Source organism: Samsonia erythrinae, assembly GCF_004342665.1.
GTDB classification, from domain to species: domain Bacteria; phylum Pseudomonadota; class Gammaproteobacteria; order Enterobacterales; family Enterobacteriaceae; genus Samsonia; species Samsonia erythrinae.
Map to the genome: position 1 here is coordinate 40477 of NZ_SMBY01000015.1, position 20942 is coordinate 61418.

Annotated in this window: 20 protein-coding genes and 1 pseudogene; 13 read left to right on the forward strand and 8 right to left on the reverse strand. The window is 56.4% G+C overall.

Annotated elements, in window-relative coordinates:
• Positions 1-92: 92 nt before the first annotated feature.
• The 5 genes from EDC54_RS16445 to EDC54_RS16465 form a co-directional block, all read right to left on the reverse strand.
• On the reverse strand, positions 93-836 hold the full coding sequence (locus EDC54_RS16445) for an amino acid ABC transporter ATP-binding protein (protein WP_132458838.1): 744 nt from the start codon (positions 834-836) through the stop codon (positions 93-95).
• Complete coding sequence (locus EDC54_RS16450; protein ID WP_132458907.1) at positions 817-1470, reverse strand: amino acid ABC transporter permease; 654 nt, start codon at positions 1468-1470, stop codon at positions 817-819. The genes EDC54_RS16445 and EDC54_RS16450 overlap by 20 nt, the downstream gene beginning before the upstream one ends.
• Complete coding sequence (locus tag EDC54_RS16455) at positions 1470-2135, reverse strand: amino acid ABC transporter permease (protein WP_132458841.1); 666 nt, start codon at positions 2133-2135, stop codon at positions 1470-1472. The genes EDC54_RS16450 and EDC54_RS16455 overlap by 1 nt, the downstream gene beginning before the upstream one ends.
• A gap of 12 nt (positions 2136-2147) precedes the next feature.
• On the reverse strand, positions 2148-2933 hold the full coding sequence (locus EDC54_RS16460; RefSeq protein WP_132458910.1) for a transporter substrate-binding domain-containing protein: 786 nt from the start codon (positions 2931-2933) through the stop codon (positions 2148-2150).
• A 590-nt stretch (positions 2934-3523) separates the two neighbouring features.
• Positions 3524-4363, reverse strand: coding sequence for a MurR/RpiR family transcriptional regulator (locus EDC54_RS16465; RefSeq protein WP_132458844.1), 840 nt, complete (start codon positions 4361-4363; stop codon positions 3524-3526).
• A gap of 180 nt (positions 4364-4543) precedes the next feature.
• On the opposite strand from EDC54_RS16465, the gene EDC54_RS16470 reads away from it, so the two are divergent.
• From EDC54_RS16470 to proX, 7 genes are all read left to right on the forward strand, one after another.
• Positions 4544-6130 carry a gamma-glutamyltransferase family protein gene (locus tag EDC54_RS16470; protein ID WP_132458847.1) on the forward strand — a complete coding sequence of 529 codons (1587 nt, stop codon included), beginning with the start codon at positions 4544-4546 and terminating at the stop codon, positions 6128-6130.
• 26 nt (positions 6131-6156) lie between these two features.
• Positions 6157-6348, forward strand: coding sequence for an oxalurate catabolism protein HpxX (gene hpxX, locus EDC54_RS16475; protein ID WP_132458850.1), 192 nt, complete (start codon positions 6157-6159; stop codon positions 6346-6348).
• On the forward strand, positions 6345-7742 hold the full coding sequence (locus EDC54_RS16480) for an AtzE family amidohydrolase (RefSeq protein WP_132458853.1): 1398 nt from the start codon (positions 6345-6347) through the stop codon (positions 7740-7742). Before hpxX ends, EDC54_RS16480 begins: the two co-directional genes overlap by 4 nt.
• 11 nt (positions 7743-7753) lie before the next feature.
• Positions 7754-8140 (forward strand): oxalurate catabolism protein HpxZ, encoded by a 387-nt coding sequence (hpxZ, locus tag EDC54_RS16485; protein WP_132458856.1) that lies wholly within the window; start codon positions 7754-7756, stop codon positions 8138-8140.
• Between the two features lie 647 nt (positions 8141-8787).
• On the forward strand, positions 8788-9990 hold the full coding sequence (gene proV / locus EDC54_RS16490; RefSeq protein WP_132458859.1) for a glycine betaine/L-proline ABC transporter ATP-binding protein ProV: 1203 nt from the start codon (positions 8788-8790) through the stop codon (positions 9988-9990).
• On the forward strand, positions 9983-11227 hold the full coding sequence (gene proW / locus EDC54_RS16495) for a glycine betaine/L-proline ABC transporter permease ProW (RefSeq protein WP_132458862.1): 1245 nt from the start codon (positions 9983-9985) through the stop codon (positions 11225-11227). The genes proV and proW overlap by 8 nt, the downstream gene beginning before the upstream one ends.
• Positions 11228-11339: 112 nt before the next feature.
• Complete coding sequence (gene proX, locus EDC54_RS16500) at positions 11340-12344, forward strand: glycine betaine/L-proline ABC transporter substrate-binding protein ProX (protein ID WP_132458913.1); 1005 nt, start codon at positions 11340-11342, stop codon at positions 12342-12344.
• Between the two features lie 58 nt (positions 12345-12402).
• Here proX and EDC54_RS16505 read toward each other — a convergent pair.
• Positions 12403-12534, reverse strand: a pseudogene (locus tag EDC54_RS16505) (lactonase family protein); the annotation flags it as partial.
• 119 nt (positions 12535-12653) lie between these two features.
• Here EDC54_RS16505 and EDC54_RS16510 point away from each other — a divergent pair.
• The 6 genes from EDC54_RS16510 (at position 12654) to emrB (ending at position 18733) form a co-directional block, all read left to right on the forward strand.
• Positions 12654-13880, forward strand: coding sequence for an MFS transporter (locus tag EDC54_RS16510; RefSeq protein ID WP_132458865.1), 1227 nt, complete (start codon positions 12654-12656; stop codon positions 13878-13880).
• A 76-nt stretch (positions 13881-13956) separates the two neighbouring features.
• Positions 13957-14700 (forward strand): AzlC family ABC transporter permease, encoded by a 744-nt coding sequence (locus EDC54_RS16515; RefSeq protein WP_132458868.1) that lies wholly within the window; start codon positions 13957-13959, stop codon positions 14698-14700.
• Positions 14697-15026, forward strand: coding sequence for an L-valine transporter subunit YgaH (ygaH, locus tag EDC54_RS16520; protein ID WP_132458871.1), 330 nt, complete (start codon positions 14697-14699; stop codon positions 15024-15026). Before EDC54_RS16515 ends, ygaH begins: the two co-directional genes overlap by 4 nt.
• A 185-nt stretch (positions 15027-15211) precedes the next feature.
• Positions 15212-15727 carry a transcriptional repressor MprA gene (gene mprA / locus EDC54_RS16525; protein ID WP_132458874.1) on the forward strand — a complete coding sequence of 172 codons (516 nt, stop codon included), beginning with the start codon at positions 15212-15214 and terminating at the stop codon, positions 15725-15727.
• Positions 15728-16004: 277 nt separating this feature from the next.
• Positions 16005-17180 (forward strand): multidrug efflux MFS transporter periplasmic adaptor subunit EmrA, encoded by a 1176-nt coding sequence (gene emrA / locus EDC54_RS16530; RefSeq protein WP_132458877.1) that lies wholly within the window; start codon positions 16005-16007, stop codon positions 17178-17180.
• Between the two features lie 17 nt (positions 17181-17197).
• Entirely contained in the window at positions 17198-18733 is a 1536-nt protein-coding gene (emrB, locus tag EDC54_RS16535; protein WP_132458880.1) for a multidrug efflux MFS transporter permease subunit EmrB, read from the forward strand.
• Positions 18734-19062: 329 nt separating this feature from the next.
• Here the strand turns inward: emrB and EDC54_RS16545 are convergent, their stop codons facing one another.
• On the reverse strand, positions 19063-19503 hold the full coding sequence (locus EDC54_RS16545) for a DUF3574 domain-containing protein (protein ID WP_132458883.1): 441 nt from the start codon (positions 19501-19503) through the stop codon (positions 19063-19065).
• Positions 19504-19561: 58 nt separating this feature from the next.
• Positions 19562-20713 (reverse strand): tRNA/rRNA methyltransferase, encoded by a 1152-nt coding sequence (locus EDC54_RS16550; protein ID WP_132458886.1) that lies wholly within the window; start codon positions 20711-20713, stop codon positions 19562-19564.
• Positions 20714-20942: the final 229 nt, after the last annotated feature.

The window sequence follows — 20942 nt, forward strand, 5'->3', positions numbered from 1 at the left end:
AATGATAGACTCCAAATACTTTACGTTACTGGTCAGCGAATGGCGTTCTTTGCATCTTTCCGCGCGTGATTAACGCAAAACAAAGAGCGGCATTACGCTTCCGATAGGCCTCGAACGGAGGCGATAAACTGTTTTAACTCCGGCGTCTGCGGGTTAGCGAACAGCGTTTTGCTGTCGCCCTGCTCCCAGACCGTGCCCTGGTGCATAAACACCACGCGGTCGCCCACTTCACGGGCAAAATTCATTTCATGGGTCACCAGAATCAGCGTCATGCCTTCTGCGGCAAGCTGTTCCAGCACTTTCAGCACTTCGCCGACCAACTCAGGATCGAGCGCCGAGGTGATTTCGTCACACAATAAAACTTTCGGGTTCATTGCCAGCGCGCGGGCAATCGCGACGCGTTGCTGTTGGCCGCCCGACAGATTGGCGGGAGAGTAATGAAGGCGTTCCCTCAGCCCGACTTTGCTGAGCATCTGTTCACCCAGTTCGCGACATTCCGCCGCGCTTTTCCCCAGCACGCGGCGCGGCGCCAGCATCACGTTTTCCAGCGCCGTCATGTGCGGAAACAGATTGAAGTTCTGGAACACCATCCCGACCGAACGGCTGATTTCCCGCGCCTGCGAATCCCTGTCGGTGACGGTCATCCCGCCCAGCTTGATGCTGCCGTCCTGATAGCCTTCCAGACCATTCATGCAGCGCAGCAGCGTGCTCTTACCGGAGCCGCTGCGCCCGATGATCGAAATGACCTCGCCCATTTCAATATCCAGATCCACCCCTTTCAGGACGTGGTTCTGACCGTAATACTTGTGAACCTGATTAATGGTGATGAGCGGCATTAAATTTCTTCTCCAGATAGCGGCTGTAGTAAGAGAGCGGATAGCACATCAGGAAGTAGCCCAGCGCCACCAGTCCGAACACTTTAAACGGCTGATAGGTCACGTTGTTCAACATGGTTCCGGCTTTAGTCAGCTCGACAAATCCGATAATCGACGCCAGCGCGGTGCCTTTAATTACCTGCACGGAAAACCCCACCGTGGGCGCGATGGCGATGCGCATCGCCTGCGGCGCAATCACCCGATAGAGCGTCTGGCCGAAATTCAGCCCGAGACAGCGCGAAGCTTCCCACTGTCCCTTCGGCAAGGCATCTACGCTGCCGCACCAGATATCCACCAGAAAGGCGCTGGTAAAAAGCGTCAGCGCCAGCGCCGCCGCCGTCCACGGGCTGACATCGATACCGAACAGCGCCAGCCCGAAAAACGCGAGAAACAGCTGCATCAGCAATGGCGTGCCCTGAAACAGCTCGGAATACAGACGGACAACGCGCGTCGCCCATTTCCGTTTGCTCAGCCGCAGCAGCATCAGCGGAAAGGTCACCAGCGCGCCGCCGATAAAGGCGGTCAGAGACAGCAGCAGCGTCCAGCGTGCCGCCAGCAGCAGGTTGCGCACAATATCCCAGTCGGTAAATGTCATCATGACGGATCCCCCAAAAAACGCCGCCCCGCCAGCAGTAAGAGTTGTCGCATCAGGACAGACAGCGCCAGATAACACAGCGTGGTCGCCAGATACACTTCAAAACTCAGAAACGTGCGGGACTGAATCAGATTGGCGGCAAAGGTGAGTTCCTCATAGGACACCTGCGACACCACCGACGATCCCAACATGACGATAATGCACTGGCTGACCAACGCCGGATAAATCCGCTGGAGCGCAGGCGGCAGAATCACGCGCAGAAAAGTCTGTACGCGCGTCAGCCCCAGCATGCGGGCGGCCTCCCACTGGCCTTTCGGCGTCACCTGAATCCCCGCGCGGATAATCTCGGTGCTATAGGCGCCAAGGTTAATCAGCATCGCCAGCAGCGCCGCTTGCCCCGCCGTCAGTTTCCACCCCAGACTCGGCAGGCCGAAGACGATAAAAAACAGCTGAACCACAAACGGCGTATTGCGGATCAGCTCGACGTAGACGCCCCACACCCGACTCAGCAACGTGGGCTTGCCGCTGCGCAAGGCCGCGCCGCAGATGCCGATGGCAATGCCGCCGAGGGTTGCCATTACCGTCAGCTCAATGGTGACCCACAATCCCGCCAGCAGTTCAGGCCAGAACGGCAACAGCGCGGAGAAATTAAGCTGATAGGTCATGGTGCGCTCCCGCTAGGCTTTGATGCTGTCTGGCAGGGGCGCTTTCAGCCATTTTTCCGACAGGCTATTGAGCGTATTGTCTTTCAGCGCCTGTTCGATCAATGCATCCACTTTCGCTTTCAGCGCCGGCTCATCTTTCTTCAGCCCGATGTAGCACGGCGAATCTTTCAGCATAAATTTCGCTACGGGTGCCTTAGTCGGGTTCTGCGCGGCGATGGCGGCAACAACCAGATTACCGGTGGCGACATACTCCACCTGCCCGGACAGGTAAGCCGACAGCGTGGTGTTGTTATCTTCGTAGCGCTTAATCTGTGCGGCCTTCGGCGCGATATCCGTCAGCACCATGTCTTCCACTGCGCCGCGCGTCACGCCGATGCTCTTACCTGCCAGCGCGTCTGACGCGGTCAGTTCGCTGTCTTTCGGCCCAAAGACGCCGAGAAAGAACGGCGCGTAAGCACGGCTGAAATCGATCACTTTTTCGCGTTCGGCATTTTTCCCCAGACTGGAGATCACCAGATCGACCTTATTGGTTTGCAGATACGGCACGCGGTTGGCGCTGGTGACCGCCACCAGTTGCAACTTTAGTTTCATCTCTTGCGCCAGATAGCGCGCGATATCGATGTCATACCCCTGCGGTTGCAGATCCGTGCCGACCGATCCAAACGGCGGGAAATCCTGCGGCACCGCGACGCGCAGTACGCCGCGCTTCTCGATATCCTGCAACTGATCCGCCATCGCGCTACCGGCCTGAGCCAGCAACATGGCCGCGCCCATCACCGCCAATAACCCTTTTTTGATGCCCAGTTTATTGATCAACATCGTCTCTGCCCCCGGTTAGTGTAATTGAAACGAAAGATTCTTCAAAAAAATATTGAAACTATCGTTACAGACGCCAAGCAAGGAGTGTGCCAGATTACATGAGTACTCTTAGCGATGAGGAGCAGCGTAGAAGGTCAGAGAATTTTTCTAAATCACGGGATAGCTATGGATATAGATAGGGGTATGTAATATCGGTGAAAAATGTCGTGCGTGATACTCAGGAGTTAACCTTGTGGTTTTATGCTTTATTCGCGTCAAGAATTACGCTGAGGTGAGCATGAACGCCGGATGAGCGGCATGGACGCCGCGAAAGTCAGCGCCGCGTCGGGAGCGCGTCGCTGGCGGTCCGTATTGCGGGCATGAACACCGAAGGTACCGCGAAGCGGCGTCATTCCTCGCAAAAAGCCTGGGTTCATAGGGCAAGCGGCGTTTGAGCTGCCCTATGTCGGGCGTGGCGCTGCGTCACAAAAATAATCCGGCGCTATCACGCCCGAAACACCCCATATGACAGATAAGAACACCAATTGATTCGCACCATTAAAGTGCAATAGCACCATCCCGACGCCCCATTAACGTTGTTCCAGCTCATCCAGTTCTCCATAAAGAGCCGCGATCTGGTGAATACGCTGGCGTCCGTCGCGCAACATTTCATGCAGCAGCGCGTTGCTGATCACGTTCACCAGACTCATGGCGGAGGAGTAGCTGTCAAATGCCGATACGCTGTCCAGCGGCACACACAGCGACCAGGTTGCCTGTGACATCAGCGCGCTGGCCTGCGCTTCACACAGCAGCAGCACGGGCACGCCGCGTTTTTGCAGTTGCATTAACAGCGGCTGAATCAGACGCGGACGGCGGCGAAAGGCTACCACGATCACCACATCCTGCGCGGTCATATCCACCAACTCTTCAGATAAGGTCTGCCCCGGTTGTGCCAGCAGTGTGACCTGTTGGCGGATCTGAAGCAGCTGTTGGCGCAGGTGCAGCGCGACCGGATAGCTATTGCGCAACCCAAGAAGGCACAGGCGTCGCGCCTGCATTAGCGCCTGAATCACCGCGCCAAACCGAGCGGGATCGATGTGGTTTATCCACTGCGTCAGATTCGCCATTTCCTGTTTGTAATGCCGCGCCAGCAGTGTATTCCCCTGCACGGCATCGCGATTATCCGTCAGCGGCATCCCGCTCTGGCGCAACGTTCTGAGTTCATCGCGCATGTCACGGTAGCTAGGATAACCCAGCCGTTTGAATAACCGGCTGACCGTCGCTTTAGAGACGCCGCTCAACCGCGCCAGTTCAGCGCTGTTGTAGCTAATCAAATCGTCAAAGTGATCGAAGATGAAATCCGCGACGCGTTGTTCCTGCGGGGAAAGTTCGCCGTAGCGATCCCGTAATCGTTCATCTATTTGCATCAACGTCTCTCACCTGTTGCGCTTGTTGTAACGTTTGTTTCATGTCGCAGAACATAGCACAGGATGGTCAGGATGATACAGCTCTCCTTCCGGCACCGCATACCGGCTTTCTCCCATCCTAAAAAACTGGAACGCCGTTTGCTTATAGCCAGAGTGATGAATAGCCGAACAAGGAACCCCGGTATGATGCAAAGCAATACCGCCCCGCAGGGCATGGCGGTGACCCCTCATCATTTAGCCAGCGCCAGCGCATTGTCGATTCTGCGTGAAGGCGGGAACGCGATAGAGGCGATGGTGGCGGCGGCGGCAACCATCGCCGTGGCGTATCCGCACATGAACGGGATCGGCGGCGACGGTTTCTGGCTGATAGTGCCGCCCCACGGCGAACCTGTCGCCATTGACGCCAGCGGTGCCGCCGGGTCGCTGGCCTGCCGTGAGTATTATCGTGGCGAAAGCCGTATTCCGCACCGCGGCCCCAAAGCGGCGCTGACGGTCGCGGGTACGGTAGGCGGCTGGCAGGAAGCGCTGACATTTTCACAACAACTGGGCAGCGCCCCGCTGCCGCTTGCCCGACTGTTATCTGACGCGATTCGCTATGCGACTGACGGCATTCCCGTCACCCCATCGCAGGAAGATGCGCTCACCCAGCGCTATCACGAACTGAGTGATTTTCCGGCTTTTAGCCAGCTTTTTATGCCACAGGGGAATGTCCCGCGCGCGGGTAGCCGTTTCACGCAGCCGGATTTAGCCAAGACGCTGACGACACTCAGCCTTGAAGGGCTGGACAGCTTTTATCGCGGTTCCATCGCGGCTGAGCTAGCGGCACAGATGGCGCTGCTCGGCATGCCGCTGACGGCCGACGATCTGGCGAATTACCGTGCCAAACGGACAGCGCCGCTGGTGCTGAAGCACAGTAAAGGCGACATCTATAACCTCGCGCCGCCGACGCAGGGGCTGGTGTCGCTCGCCATTCTCGGCCTGACCGATCGTCTGGGAATGGCGGATTTGAACGATAGCCAGACCATCCACCGCATTGTCGAATCGACCAAGCTGGCGTTTGGCCTGCGCGATCGTTTCATTACCGATCCCAGACTGATGACGCAGGATGTGCAGGCGCTGCTGGAAAGCGATGCGCTCGGCGCGCTGGCTCGTAAAATCGATACCGGCAACGCCGCGCCGTGGGGAGAAGGCAAAGGTCCCGGCGATACCGTCTGGATGGGCGTAGGCGACAGCAGCGGTCTGTGCGTCTCTTTCATTCAAAGTATTTACCACGAGTTTGGCAGCGGCGTCGTGCTGCCGGGGACCGGCGTGCTCTGGCAAAACCGCGGCGCCTCGTTCAGCCTCAATCCGGCGCATCTGCTAGCATTAGAGCCGGGTAAACAACCTTTTCATACCTTAAACCCGGCCGCCGCACGCTTGTCCGATGGCCGGACAATCGTCTACGGTTCAATGGGCGGAGATGGACAACCGCAGACGCAGGCGGCCATTTTTATCCGTCACGTACAGCAGGGGTTGCCGCTGCAACAGGCGATAACCGCCCCGCGCTGGCTGCTGGGCCGCACGTGGGGACAGTCCTCCGACACGCTGAAGCTCGAAAATCGCTTCCCCCCCGCGACCGTCGATGCCCTGCGTCAGCTGGGCCACGACGTCGAACTCTTGAGCCGCTTTAGCGAAACGGTTGGACACGCGGGCGCCATCGTGCGCCACACCAACGGCATGCTGGAAGGCGCCTTCGATCCACGCAGCAACGGCAGCGCGGCAGGTTTCTAGTTTTTACTTAACCGGGAGAAAACAGAATGACGATAATCGAACAAGACGCGCTGGCGGCGTATCTGCAACAGATGGAAACGCTGTTATCTATGCCACTCAGTCAGGCGCGGCGTGAGGCGCTGCTGGTGCAGTTTAGCCGCATTCACGCCATGGCGCAGCCGCTGATGGCTTTTCCTCTCGATGAGCATCAGGACATTGCCGGGGTGTATACGTTATGAGTGTATCCGCCAGAAGCACGTCCTCATCGTTATCGATCCGCCAGATTCAGCAAGGTTTACAGGCGGGCGCATTCTCTGCCAACGAGCTGGCGCAGCAGGCGCTGGCAGCGGTTGAGCAGACTCATTCCACCCTTAATGCCTACACCTGCGTTACCCGGTCCCGCATGCTGGCGGAAGCGAAGCGCATCGATGCATGCCGTCAACGAGGGGAACCCTTGCCCACGCTGGCCGGCGTGCCTTACGCCGTAAAGAACCTGTTTGATGTTCGCGGCGAAACCACGCTGGCAGGCGCCGAGCTGTTCAGTCAGCGTCCACCCGCCGCGCAGGATGCCTTTGCGGTCCGTCAGCTTGCCAGCCAAGGCGCATTGCTGTCCGGTATGTTGAATATGGATGCCTATGCCTACGGCTTTACCACCGAAAACAGCCATTACGGCCCGACGCGTAACCCACTCGACACACAGCGCATCGCCGGCGGTTCGTCTGGCGGGTCGGCGGCCGCCGTCGCAGCGGGGCTGGTAAATTTCACGCTGGGCAGCGACACCAACGGTTCAATCCGCGTGCCCTCGTCGCTATGCGGCATTTTCGGGCTGAAGCCGACGTTTGGTCGTTTATCACGCCACGGAAGCCACCCGTTTGTCGCCAGCCTTGACCATATCGGCCCGCTGGCGCGCAGCGCGGACGATCTGGCTTTAGTGTTCGACGCCTTACAAGGTCGCGATGAGCACGATCGTTTTCAGGCTAACCGGGAAACTCAGCATACCGCCGAACAGTTGGACGCCGGCAGCACGGGACTGCGCTACGCGGTACTGGATGGCTATTTTTCCACGTGGGCCAGCGAAGAGGCCAGGAGCGCCGTTCGCCGGATCGCTCTGGCGCTGGGCGCACAGGATAGCCTGACGCTCACCGACGCCGCACTGGCACGCAGCGCCGCCTTTATTTTGTCGGCCAGCGAAGGGGGAAATCAGTATTTACCTGACCTACGCGCGCAACCCGATCGTTTCGAGCCGCTGTCGCGCGAGCGGCTGCTGGCCGGGGCGATGATCCCTGCCGCCTGGTATGTGCAGGCTCAGCGCTTCCGTCACTATTTTCGTCAACAGACACTGGCGTTGTTTGCGCACACCGATCTACTTATCGCTCCCGCCACCCCGTGTTCCGCCACGCTCATTGGGCAGGAAACCATGCGCATTAATGACACCGATCTGCCCGTGCGCGCCAGCATGGGCATGCTGACGCAACCGATCTCGTTCGTCGGGCTACCGGTTGTGACGGTGCCGGTGGCGACGGCGAACGGCCTGCCGATAGGCGTACAGATTATCGCCGCGCCGTGGCGCGAGGATCTTTGCCTGCGGACGGCGTGGGCGCTGGAGCAACAGGGCATCACCTATACCTTATGAGGAAAGAGAATATGTTGCCTGACGATATCAACCAGCCGGATGTGCTGGCCGACGTGACCGCCGCGTTCTATCGTTACGAAAAAGCGTTAACCGGTAATGATATTGCGATGCTGGATGCGTTGTTCCTGCACGATAAAAAAACGGTGCGCTACGGCGCAGGCGAAAATCTGTATAGCATCGAGGAAATCCGCGCCTTTCGCCTCGCTCGCCCCTCTGCCGGTCTGGACAGAACCCTGCACAATACGGTCATCACTACTTACGGTCATGACATGGCCGTCGCCAGTACGGAATTTACCCGCACTGGCAGCACGAAGATTGGCCGCCAGATGCAAACCTGGATAAGAATGCCCGAAGGCTGGCGTATTGTCGCCGCCCACGTTAGCCTGATGAGCGAATGACAAGGGGGGAATTCCCCCTATTCCCCATCCGACGCGGCAAGGCTCACGGTGACGCACCGCAGGTAAAATAAAAATGCGCGATAACGCGTGGAGTACGTTTATCAACGCTGCACTGACGCCACACTTTATTTTCCCTGAAGATGACAGATATATTATTCAGAACACTCTCATTCAATGGTGAAGATTATCGCCGCAATTTTATCCGTAATATCTTTGCTATATTGTATAAAATACCGACAGATATCATAAGCAAATATGTACCTGAATCGGTCTATTTGAGTGTCTGTCATCCCAAAACCTGGATTTATTTATCATAGTATTTCATTAGAGAAATTCACTATAAATTGCGATGTATTCACAATCAAAAAAGGTTATATCCCGCACAAATCCCATCAAGGAAAATCAACAGATAACATACTGTTATAAAAAGAATTATCCCTCAAGACAAAAATCATAAAGTTCTCATAAATCATGAAGATAACGCAACAATAATTGTGTTGCCGTCATCGCCAATATAAGCCTGATGAGAAACGCCACAATGGCACAAAGGGTTGTCTCAGAATCTGAGTATGATAGGGTAGATTATGTTTAACCATAATCAGGGCGATGTTATAGAATTATAAACGACACAGGAAAACAATAATTTCATGGCAATTAAACTTGAAGTAAAGAATCTTTATAAGATATTTGGCGAGCATCCTGACAGAGCATTTAAACTGATTGATAAAGGCCTGAGCAAAGATCAGGTATTTGAAAAAACAGGGCTAACTGTTGGGGTCAAAGATGCCAGTCTGGCCATTGAAGAAGGCGAGATATTTGTCATCATGGGATTATCCGGTTCCGGCAAATCAACCATGGTACGCCTTCTCAATCGTCTGATAGAACCCACTCGGGGTCAGGTCCTGATTGACGGCGAGGATATTTCCAAAATATCCGATACCGCGCTGCGCGACGTGCGCCGCAAGAAAATCAGTATGGTGTTTCAGTCCTTTGCGCTGATGCCGCACCTGAACATCCTGAACAATACCGCATTCGGCATGGAGCTGGCTGGCGTGCCGAAAGCGGAGCGCGAGCAAAAAGCGCTGGACGCCTTGCAGCAGGTTGGTCTGGAAGCTTACGCGGCCTCTTACCCGGATGAACTGTCCGGCGGGATGCGTCAGCGTGTAGGTCTGGCCCGCGCGCTGGCGAATAACCCGGATATCCTGCTGATGGACGAAGCCTTCTCCGCGCTCGATCCGCTGATCCGCACCGAAATGCAGGATGAGTTGATCAAACTTCAGTCGCGTCATCAACGCACGATTGTCTTTATCTCGCACGATCTGGATGAAGCGATGCGCATCGGTGACCGGATTGCCATCATGCACGGCGGTGAGGTGATTCAGATCGGCACACCCGATGAGATCCTGAATAATCCGGCCAACGATTATGTACGCACCTTTTTCCGCGGTGTCGACATCAGCCACGTATTCAGCGCCAAGGATATCGCCCGCCGTCGTCCTGTCACCTTAATTCGTAAAACCCCCGGCGTCGGCCCACGCTCCGCGCTGAAAATCCTTCAGGATGAAGACCGTGATTACGGCTACGTGCTGGAAGGCGGAAAACGCTTTATTGGCGTGGTGTCTATTGATTCACTGAAGCAGGCGCTGAAAGAACAACAGCCGCTGGAACAGGCGTTACTGTCCGATCCTGCTCCCGTGCCCGCAGATATGTCACTCAACGAGCTGATTTCACAGGTCGCACAGGCTCCCTGCGCCGTTCCTGTCGTCGGCGAAAACAACGAGTACATTGGCATCATTTCCAAAGGAATGTTGCTACAGGCACTGGATAAGGAAGGAGTGACCAATGAGTAAATCAACATCTAACCCGTGGGACACCACCGCAGCGCAAAACCAGCCTGCCGACCAGAACGCAGCACCGGAACCGGCTCATAGCGCACAGCAAACCGACCCGTGGGCGACCAGCTCGCAGAATGCCCCTGCTGACCACGCGCCGGCTGCTTCTGCACCTGACAGCGCTGCGCAGAGCGATCCCTGGTCGACCAGCGCGCCCGCTAACGGTGGCGACGCCTGGAGCAGCACGCCGGCTGACGGTTCCGCCGATGCCGCCCATCAGGCTGCGCAATCCGGCAGTGACTGGCTGAATAACGCCGCCCCCGCGACGCCCGAGCACTTCAACCTGCTCGATCCATTTAAAGACACGCTGATCCCGCTCGATAGCTGGGTCACGCACGGTATCGACTGGCTAGTGTTGCATTTCAGACCGGTTTTTCAGGGCGTTCGTGTCCCGGTCGATTTTATTCTGAGCGGCTTCCAGCAGTTTCTGTTAGGTATGCCCGCCCCCGTTGCCATTCTGGTGTTTTCACTGCTTGCGTGGCAGATGTCCAGCTTCGGCATGGGGATCGCGACTCTGCTGTCGCTGATCGCCATCGGCGCGATTGGCGCCTGGTCGCAGGCCATGATCACGTTAGCGCTGGTACTGACCGCGCTGTTCTTCTGCGTACTCATCGGGCTCCCTATGGGGATCTGGCTGGCGCGTAGCGAACGGGCCGCGAAGTTTATCAGGCCGCTGTTAGATGCTATGCAGACGACGCCTGCGTTCGTTTATCTGGTGCCCATCGTCATGCTGTTCGGTATCGGCAACGTGCCGGGGGTCGTAGTGACCATTATCTTTGCCCTGCCGCCGATTATTCGCTTAACGATCCTGGGTATTCGTCAGGTACCGGCCGATCTGATTGAAGCCGCAGAGTCATTCGGCGCCAGCCCACGCCAGATGCTGTTTAAAGTTCAGCTCCCGTTGGCCATGCCGACCATCATGGCCGGTGTTAACCAGACGCTGATGCTGGCGCTGTCGATGGTGGTTATCGCCTCAATGATCGCCGTTGGCGGTTTGGGCCAGATGGTGCTGCGCGGCATTGGCCGTCTGGATATGGGGCTGGCTGCCGTCGGCGGCGTCGGGATTGTCATTCTGGCCATCATTCTTGACCGACTCACCCAGTCTCTGGGACGCGATCGCCGCAGCAAAGGCAACAAAAGCTGGTATACCTGCGGTCCAATTGGTCTGTTGACCCGTCCTTTCATTAAGCAGTAACGCTCGTCCCGCTTGTCTGACGCACATCAGACAAGCGGCGACATGCCATCCACGATTCGTTTTATCCGTAACACGCGCGAATCAACGCACGATAAAAACAGAGGGAATCATGATGCGTAACACCAAACTTTGGGCCGCCGCCCTGACTACCGCACTGTTGAGCACGCAGGTTTATGCCGCTGACACCGCCCAGCCCGGCAAAGGCATTTCCGTTATTCCGGTGCAAAGCACCATCTCTGAGGAAACGTTCCAGACATTATTAGTCAGCCGCGCATTGGAAAAATTGGGCTATGACGTGCAGCCCATCCGCGAGGTGGACTACAACGTCGCTTACACGTCGATTGCTTCCGGCGATGCAACATTTATTGCTGTAAACTGGGATCCGCTACACGCCGACCAATATAAAGCCGCAGGCGGGGATGCGAAATTCTACCGTCAGGGTGAATATGTCTCCGGCGCGGCGCAGGGCTACCTGATCGATAAAAAAACGGCTGAAAAATACAACATCACGAATATCGCTCAGCTCAAAGATCCGAAAATCGCCAAGCTGTTTGATACCAACGGCGACGGTAAAGCCGACCTGACAGGCTGTACGCCGGGTTGGGGATGTGAAGCGGCCATCAACCACCACCTTCCCGCCTATGGCTTAACCAACACGGTAGAGCATAATCAAGGCAATTATGCGGCGATGATCGCCGACACGATCACCCGCTATAAAGAAGGTAAACCGATTCTGTACTACACCTGGACACCTTACTGGGTGAGTGATGTGCTGGTGCCCGGACGCGACGTGGTCTGGTTGCAGGTGCCGTTCTCTTCTCAACCGGGAGAAATGAAAGGCGTCAGCACCAAGCTCCCTAACGGTGCCGACTATGGCTTCCCGGTGAATACGATGAAGATTGCCGCCAATAAAGCGTGGGCCGAGAAAAACCCTGCGGCGGCGAAACTGTTCTCCATCATGAAGCTGCCGATTGCCGACGTGAACGCGCAAAACCTGCGTATGCATGAAGGTCAGGGGTCACAGCAGGATATCGAACGTCACGTTGATGGCTGGATCCAAGCCCACCAGCAGCTGTTTGACGGCTGGGTGAAAACCGCCGCTGACGCAGCGAAATAATTATGTAGACGAGCGCCCCTTTCCCATGAAAGGGGCGTTTTTTATTGGCGAGACGTGATTACAGCAGCTTAACGATTTCGCCCCAGTTCGCGCCTTTTCCGGTCGGATAGTTCCGTGCTCGCATGAGATTTCCATTATCCTGATTGATGTTGTACACCGACAGCAACGTCGATTGTTCACGACTGGCAATCCCCCCAATCTCATAAAAACGACGTTTTATCATTAAGACGTTAAAGATATTCTGGCATCTCATCCGGCGCTGCCGGATACTATCGTTTCTTTTTAACATCACATTAACGTTAAAACACTATGTCTCTTCAGCATCAATCCGTACCGCCTCAGTCGCAACAGGGACTCAGCCTGTCGTTGACCCTGATTATGTCTGTCGCGACTGGTCTTGCCGTCGCCAGTAACTATTATGCTCAGCCGCTGCTGGATACCATCGCCAGAGTCTTTGCGCTTTCCGTCAATCAGGCGGGGTTTATCGTTACCGCCGCACAGTTGGGTTATGCCGTCGGCCTGCTGTTTTTAGTGCCGCTGGGGGACATGTTTGAACGACGGACGCTCATTGTCAGCATGACATTACTCGCCGCGGGAGGAATGCTGCTGACCGCTTCCGCCCCCACGCTCTGGATGATGCTTGCCGGCACCGCGCTCACCGGACTGTTCTCCGTTGTCGCACAGCTGCTGGTGCCTCTCGCCGCCACGCTGGCAACGCCGGAAACGCGCGGGAAGGTCGTCGGCACCATTATGAGCGGCCTGCTGCTGGGGATTTTGCTGGCGCGAACGGCCGCGGGCGCGCTGGCCTCGCTCGGCGACTGGCGCACCGTGTACTGGGTTGCCAGCACATTGATGGTCATCATGGCGCTGATTCTGTGGCGCGCACTGCCGCGTATTCCACAGCAGAACACGCTGAACTATCCGCAGTTGCTCACCTCCATCTTCCGGCTGTTTTCCACGACCCCGCTGCTGCGCACGCGCGCCATCCTTGGCTGCCTGTCCTTTGCCAACTTCAGCATTCTGTGGACATCGATGGCATTCCTGCTGGCCTCACCGCCCTACGGTTATTCCGAAGGCGTTATCGGCCTGTTCGGGCTGGTTGGTGCGGCGGGCGCATTAGCGGCATCGCGCGCTGGGCGTCTGGTCGATCAGGGCAAGGCCAAGCCGACCACCGGCATTGGCATTATTCTGCTTTTGCTGTCGTGGGGGGTCATTGCGCTCGGCGCGCATTCCGTAGTGGCGCTGCTCGTGGGTATCATCGTGTTGGATCTGGCGGTACAGGGCGTGCACGTCACCAACCAGAGCGTGATCTACCGTATGATGCCCGAAGCGCGTAATCGCCTGACGGCGGGCTATATGACCAGCTATTTCATTGGCGGCGCGCTGGGTTCGCTCCTTTCAGCCGCCGCATACCAGCACGGGGGCTGGCTGGGCGTCTGTGCCGCAGGCACGGTTGTCAGCCTGTTAAACCTGTTGGTCTGGTGGCGAAACCACCACCACGAAACGTCGGACGGGATGGCGGCGCCATCGCTTTAGATACGGCATAACGTGAAATTCCGCTAAGGCTTTGCTAGTGTTAGCGGTTAATTCTATCTAAGTGCCGACAGCCGCCGTGAAAACACTAACCTCACCCGAACCGTCGATAACCGTCCCCTCTGCATCCTTTAGCGGGGGCGTGTTTGACAGCCTGCCGATTGTCATCGGCTACATGCCCGTGGCCTTCGCGTTTGGCATGAACGCCGTCAAACTCGGCTTTACCCCGCTGGAAGGGGTTTTTCTCTCTTGCATCATTTATGCCGGCGCCAGCCAGTTCGTCATCACCGCGCTGCTCAGCGCAGGCATGTCCATCTGGGTGGCGGCGTTGACCGTTATGGCGATGGATGTCCGCCACGTGCTGTATGGACCGGCGTTACGGCATCGCATTGCACAACGGCTGCCGACGCGGAAAACCGCGCTGTGGGCATTCGGCCTGACGGATGAAGTCTTTGCCGCGGCCGCCACCCGGCTGGCGAAAGATAACCGCCGCTGGTCGGAAGCGTGGATGATGGGCGTATCCCTGTGCGCCTGGCTATCATGGGTGCTCGGCACGGTGATCGGCGCCGTGTTCGGTAACGGCCCATTGGACGACTATCCTGCCGTTGAAGCGGCGCTGTCTTTCATGCTGCCCGCGCTATTCCTGAGCTTTTTACTCGCCTCCTTCAAGCGGAGACAGAGCCTGGTTGTCAGTTGCGCACTCGCCGGCGCGCTGCTTGGTTTGATGCTTTCCTCTATCCCGGCAGCCATCCTGCTGGGCATCGTCAGCGGCTGTCTGGCTTCGCTGGTCCCTTCCTCAACCACACCCCCGGTGAATACATGAGCACACAGGTTATTCTTATCGGGCTGGTTGTCGGGCTGGTGAACTACCTTTTCCGCTACCTGCCGTTGCGACTGAGCGCCTCACGAACGTCTGATTCTCTGCAACGCGGCAAAAAAGCCCTGCTGCTTGACAGTATCGGTATCGCATCCATCTGCACATTGCTGGTGGTCTCCAGCGTACCGGATATTCTCGCGCATCATGAAAAGCTACTGCCCACTCTGGTTGGGTTTATGACGTTAACCGCCTGTTTTTATAAAACCCGTAGTATCGTTTTATCGACGCTGCTGGGCGCATTTTGTTACGGCATTGCGTTCAAACTGCTCTGAATCCGTCTCGCGACATGACACATAACCAGATGATTTAAATAGTATAAACGGCGATCATGCGGTGTTTAGACTCATTTTCGCTGACGTTCTTTCACAGAAATAAGTCTATTTCCCGCCGAATGCCGTTTACCCATTTAGTAACATTAGTTATTATACTTGCCGTGATTAATGAGGGCTAAACAAAAATGGACAGTTCATTCACACCTATAGAAAAAATGCTCGATTTGCGTGCGTCACGCAAACCCGGCTTTCCGCGTCAGGAAGTGTTATTGCTGCGCCTGTTTATGCACGTACAGGGTAAAATTCTGGAGCACAGAAACAGAATCCTCAGAGAACAAGGCATCAATGAAACGCTGTTCATGGCATTGCTGACGCTGGAATCTCAAGAGTCTTACAGCATTCAGCCTTCTGAACTTAGCGCGGCACTGGGCTCTTCGCGCACGAACGCGACGCGCATTGCCGACGATCTGGAGAAAAGAGGCTGGATTGAGCGGCGCGAAAGCGTCAGCGACAGGCGCTGTCTGCACCTGCATCTGACCGATGCGGGCAAGGCGTTTATTGGTCAATTGCTTCCGCCGCAACACCATAGCCTTCATATTCTTTGCTCCGTCCTTGAAGCCGGTGAGCAAAAACAACTCGAAAATTTGATGAGAAAACTCCTGGTCCGGCTGGACGAAATGGACGATCCCTGCGGCGCATAACAAAAAAACTGGCGACAAAGCATAAACCGCACTTTTCACCTGAAATGCCTACGATATTTGGGTTCCGGGCAGGAAAGGGTTTTCTGCGAAAAACAGGCATCGCTTTTTCACGATCATAACCGTCGCGTGTAGATAGCGCCCCGCGGGTTTCCTATGTCGGGTGGGACGCTCTGGAGCCTCCCAGACTACACAGCAAGAGAAATTCATTGCGACTATCGTCAGGCGGTACAGTCTGTATCCGGTAGCCGGTACAAAGAGAATAAAAAGAGAGAACAGCATGAGTGAAAATGTGGAAAATCAGACATCGCAAACGCCGCCCAAAAACAAGAGGCGGCAACGTAAACGTGTGTTATCGCTACTCACGTTGATTTTCGTCGTACTGGGTTGTGTCTGGCTGGTTTACTGGTTCCTCGTGCTCCGGCACCACCAAAGTACCGATGATGCCTACGTCGCAGGCAACCAAATTCAGATCATGGCTCAGGTCTCCGGCAGCGTCACACATGTGAATGTCGACAATACCGACTTTGTTAAACAGGGACAGGTGCTGGTGGAACTGGATCCTACCGATGCTCAGCAGGCGTTTGAACGCGCGAAAACCGCGCTGGCTAACAGCGTGCGCCAAACCCATCAGCTAATCATCAACAGCAAACAGTATCAGGCCAATATCGAATTGCGTCAGGCCGAACTGAACAAGGCGCAAAGCGATTTGAATCGCCGCGAAGCGCTGGGAACGGTAAATGCAATCGGGCGTGAAGAAGTGCAGCATGCCCGCGATGCCGTCGCCACCGCCAAGGCCGCGCTGGACGTCGCCAGACAGCAGTATCAGGCGAATCAGGCGATGATTCTGGATACGCCGCTCGAACAGCAGCCGGCGATCCAGCAAGCGTCTGCTGAAATGCGCGACGCCTGGCTGGCGCTGCAACGTACCAAAATCGTCAGCCCGATTGACGGCTACGTGTCACGCCGTAGCGTGCAGATTGGCGCCCGCATTTCCCCCACGTCGGCGCTGATGGCCGTTGTTCCCGCCAATCACCTGTGGGTCGACGCCAACTTCAAAGAGACGCAACTCGCGAACATGCGCATCGGCCAACCGGCGACCGTAGTCGCAGATATTTACGGTGATGATGTGGTGTATCAGGGAAAAGTGGTCGGGCTTGATATGGGAACCGGCAGCGCATTCTCTCTGCTGCCCGCCCAGAACGCCACCGGCAACTGGATCAAAGTCGTGCAGCGCCTGCCCGTGCGAATTGAGCTCGACCCGGCACAAGTTGCCGAATATCCATTGCGCATCGGCCTGTCGGCACTGGTGAATGTCGATACCGCCGACACGGAAGGCAAGGCGCTGGCGCAAACGCCGCGCACCTCGCCCGCCTATCAGAGCGATGCGCTAATGCTGGATCTCACGCCCGTTAACCAAGACATTCACGCCATCATTCAGGCAAACGCCGGTTAAGCGAGCAGGAGAGAAACGTGCAAAGAGAACCGCTTAAAGGCGCCAGTCTGGCCTGGATGACCGTTGCGCTATCGTTGGCGACGTTCATGCAGGTACTGGATTCCACCATCGCCAACGTCGCTATTCCGACCATCGCCGGTAATCTGGGCGCGTCCAACTCGCAGGGTACGTGGGTCATCACCTCGTTCGGGGTCGCTAACGCGATCTCGATTCCCATCACCGGCTGGCTGGCCAAACGCTTTGGCGAAGTCCGCCTGTTCCTGTGGTCAACGGCGCTGTTCGCCCTGACATCATGGTTATGCGGCGTCTCCACCAGTCTGGAAATGCTGATTTTCGCCCGCGTCTTGCAGGGGGTTGTCGCCGGACCGCTCATCCCGCTGTCGCAGAGTTTACTGTTAAGCAATTACCCGCCGGCGAAACGCAGTATCGCCCTTGCGCTATGGTCAATGACCGTCGTCGTCGCGCCGATCTGCGGCCCGATTCTGGGCGGTTGGATTAGCGACAATTACCACTGGAGTTGGATATTCTTCATCAACGTCCCGCTCGGCATCGCCGTGGTATTTATCGCGCAGCAAACGCTGCGTGGACGGGAAACCAAGACCGAAATCAAGCCTATCGATACCATCGGACTGGCGCTGTTGATCGTCGGCATCGGTAGCCTCCAGATGATGCTCGACCGGGGAAAAGAACTCGACTGGTTCAACTCGACGGAAATCATCACCCTCACCGTTGTCGCGGTGATAGCGATAGCATTTCTGATTGTCTGGGAACTGACGGACGATAACCCGGTAGTGGATTTGTCCCTGTTTAAGTCGCGCAACTTCACCATCGGCTGCTTGTGTATCAGCCTTGCCTACATGTTCTACTTCGGGGCGATCGTGCTCTTGCCGCAACTGTTGCAGGAGGTGTATGGCTATACCGCCACCTGGGCAGGGCTCGCGTCAGCGCCGGTCGGGCTGATGCCGGTCGTGCTGTCGCCGATCATCGGTCGATTCGCCCCCCAGTTGGATATGCGCAAACTGGTGACCTTCAGCTTTATCATGTACGCGGTCTGTTTTTACTGGCGTGCGTACACCTTCGAACCGGGTATGGACTTCGGCGCGTCGGCCTGGCCGCAGTTTATGCAGGGGTTCGCCGTTGCCTGTTTCTTTATGCCGCTGACCACCATCACCTTGTCCGGGCTAACGCCGGAACGTTTGGCGGCGGCCTCAAGCCTGTCGAACTTCACCCGAACGCTGGCGGGGTCGATCGGGACATCCATCACCACCACGCTCTGGACGCAGCGGGAGTCTCTGCACCACGCCCACCTGACGGAGTCGATCACGCCGTATAATCCGATAGCGCAGGACACCTATCAGCAATTACAGGCGATGGAGATGAGCCAAACACAGGCTTCGGCTTACATCGCCGAGCAGATTACCGCGCAGGGCCTGATTATTTCCGCCAATGAAATTTTCTGGGCCGCCGCGGGCATCTTTCTGGTGCTGCTGGTGCTGGTTTGGTTCGCCAAACCGCCCTTTACCACCGGCGGTGGCGGCGGTGGCGCGCACTAACGTCAATAGGGTGCCTGATGCTTATTCCGTTCAGGCACCCGATGACATTCAAACGTAAAGACGAGGTTCGGGATACTGGCCGGTCAGAAACCAGAGCCCGACATATCTTGTCTTGTATTCTGCGGAGTTGTGTAGCGTATGGACGCGAACAATACGCCAGAAACGGTCGAAACCGAGGCTCCGCGTAGCCGAACGCCCCCTATCACTTCAAATACGGTAGACGTGACGTCCATGGCGGTTCGGTGCTGATGGGATGACCGTTTGCGACGGCGATAGGATGCGGGATAATAAAAAATAATCAGCCCCTGAAATCAGGGGCTGATGAGAATTCAGAATGCGACGCAAACCGGTGCGTCAACGCGCATAACCGATTCCTGAGCAAAACGCGATGTGTAGAGGGCGCGCAGCGCTTCAACATCACGTTCCCGCTCGGGGCCGTGAATCAGCATCAGCGCTTTGCTGTTTTCCCGGGTAATAAGTCCATTCCGCCCCAGCCATTGTCCTTTAGCGTCGAATACCGTCAGGCCTTCGTTAAAACGCGGCGTCACTTCATCGTCCAGAAACGCTTTCCACTCGGCGTCGGAAATTGCCGGGCCTGCCGGACGATTCAGGCCAAAATAAAGCGTGGTCTGTACCTGCATCTCCCCGCTCTGACACCCCTTCTGCGCTGGCGCAACGGAAGCGGTGTCCGGCAATAAACGGCAACCGCTCACCAGCAACATGCCTGACAATAACGCTGCGGAAATGGCCTTATGCGTTTTCAGCTTCATCAACCCGTTATCTCACCCATGGTGATGTATTCTCAAAAAGCATCAGAGCGTCACGGCATCAGGCCTGATTTTGACGCCACCATTCAGACAGTAAAATCCCCGTCGCGACGGAAATATTCAGGCTTTCCACCTTGCCCGTGCCGTCGATAGAGATTTTCACGTCCCCTTGCTGCCAGGCGCTGTCAGACAAGCCGTCGCCTTCCTGCCCCAGCACAATCACGGTTTTCGCCGGAAGTGTGGTTTTCGATAAGGCAGTCCCTTTATGGCTGGACGTCGTCACAATGGTGTAGCCCGCGCGACGGAACTCCGCCAGCACGGACAGGAAATCGTCAGCGTTAATCGCTTTAACGTGCTCCGCACCGCCTTCCGCCGTGCGCACCGCCGCACCGGATTCCAGCAGCGCCGCATCCTGCACCAGCACGCCTTTTACGCCGAAATGCGCACAGCTGCGCATAATACCGCCGAGGTTATGCGGGTTACCCACATCTTCCAGCGCCAGTACACAGTCATGCTCATCAGCCGTTTTCAGGTACTCACGCACATCCATGCCCTGACGCTTTTTAATCAGGAAGCAGACGCCGCCGTGGTGCTCGGTACCGGACGCCTTAGTCAACTCGTCCTCTTCCACAACGTGGTACGCCTTGCGATTGGCCGCCATCCAGCGCAGCGCATCGCGAAAACGCGGTGTCACTTCCTGTAAGAACCAGGCGCGCACAATCACATCGGGACGGTTTTTAAACAACGCCTGACAGGCGTTTTCACCGTAGACCCGCGTTTCTTCCTGACGCTGGCGACGCAACTGTTCAGGATCGATCTGGCTTTTGCCAGTAATTCCACCGTGATCCGGCGTGTCGTTCTCACCCGGCGCACGCGACACGGTTTTCCACGGTGATTCATATCCCTTTGTTTCTTCACCGCGCTGGCGACGAGGACGATCGCCGCTGCGTTCGCTACGATCGTTATTGCCCCACGGCGTTTTCGCATTGCTATCGCCATCGCGGGACGGATTTTCCCGCGCATAACGCGGATTCACATCACGCGGATGCTTCGGCTTTTCACGCGGATCCCGTGAGCCGCCGTTATTACGCCGATCGTCACGACGCGCTTTATCAGCAGGGCGCTTGTTTTTATTCTCTTTCTCGCCCTCATCATCACTGCGGACGTACATCACGCGGACTTTGCCGCTTTTACTCTTGAATGAATCGCTCATTGTTTTCTCCACCTACGCGCTGGCGCGAAGATTACCTTATGTACACTCGCTTAGCCACACGCTTGTGCTAAAAGAGCCTAACAGCCAGAATCTATTGTAGCTATTGAGCAAACCACGTTGTTGCCCGCCAGCTTGAACACCATAATTATTCACTCTTAAGTAACATGCCGTTGACGTTCTCATGCCGAGTGCAGCAGAGAATTCACGTTACCAGCGGCATCTTTATTTT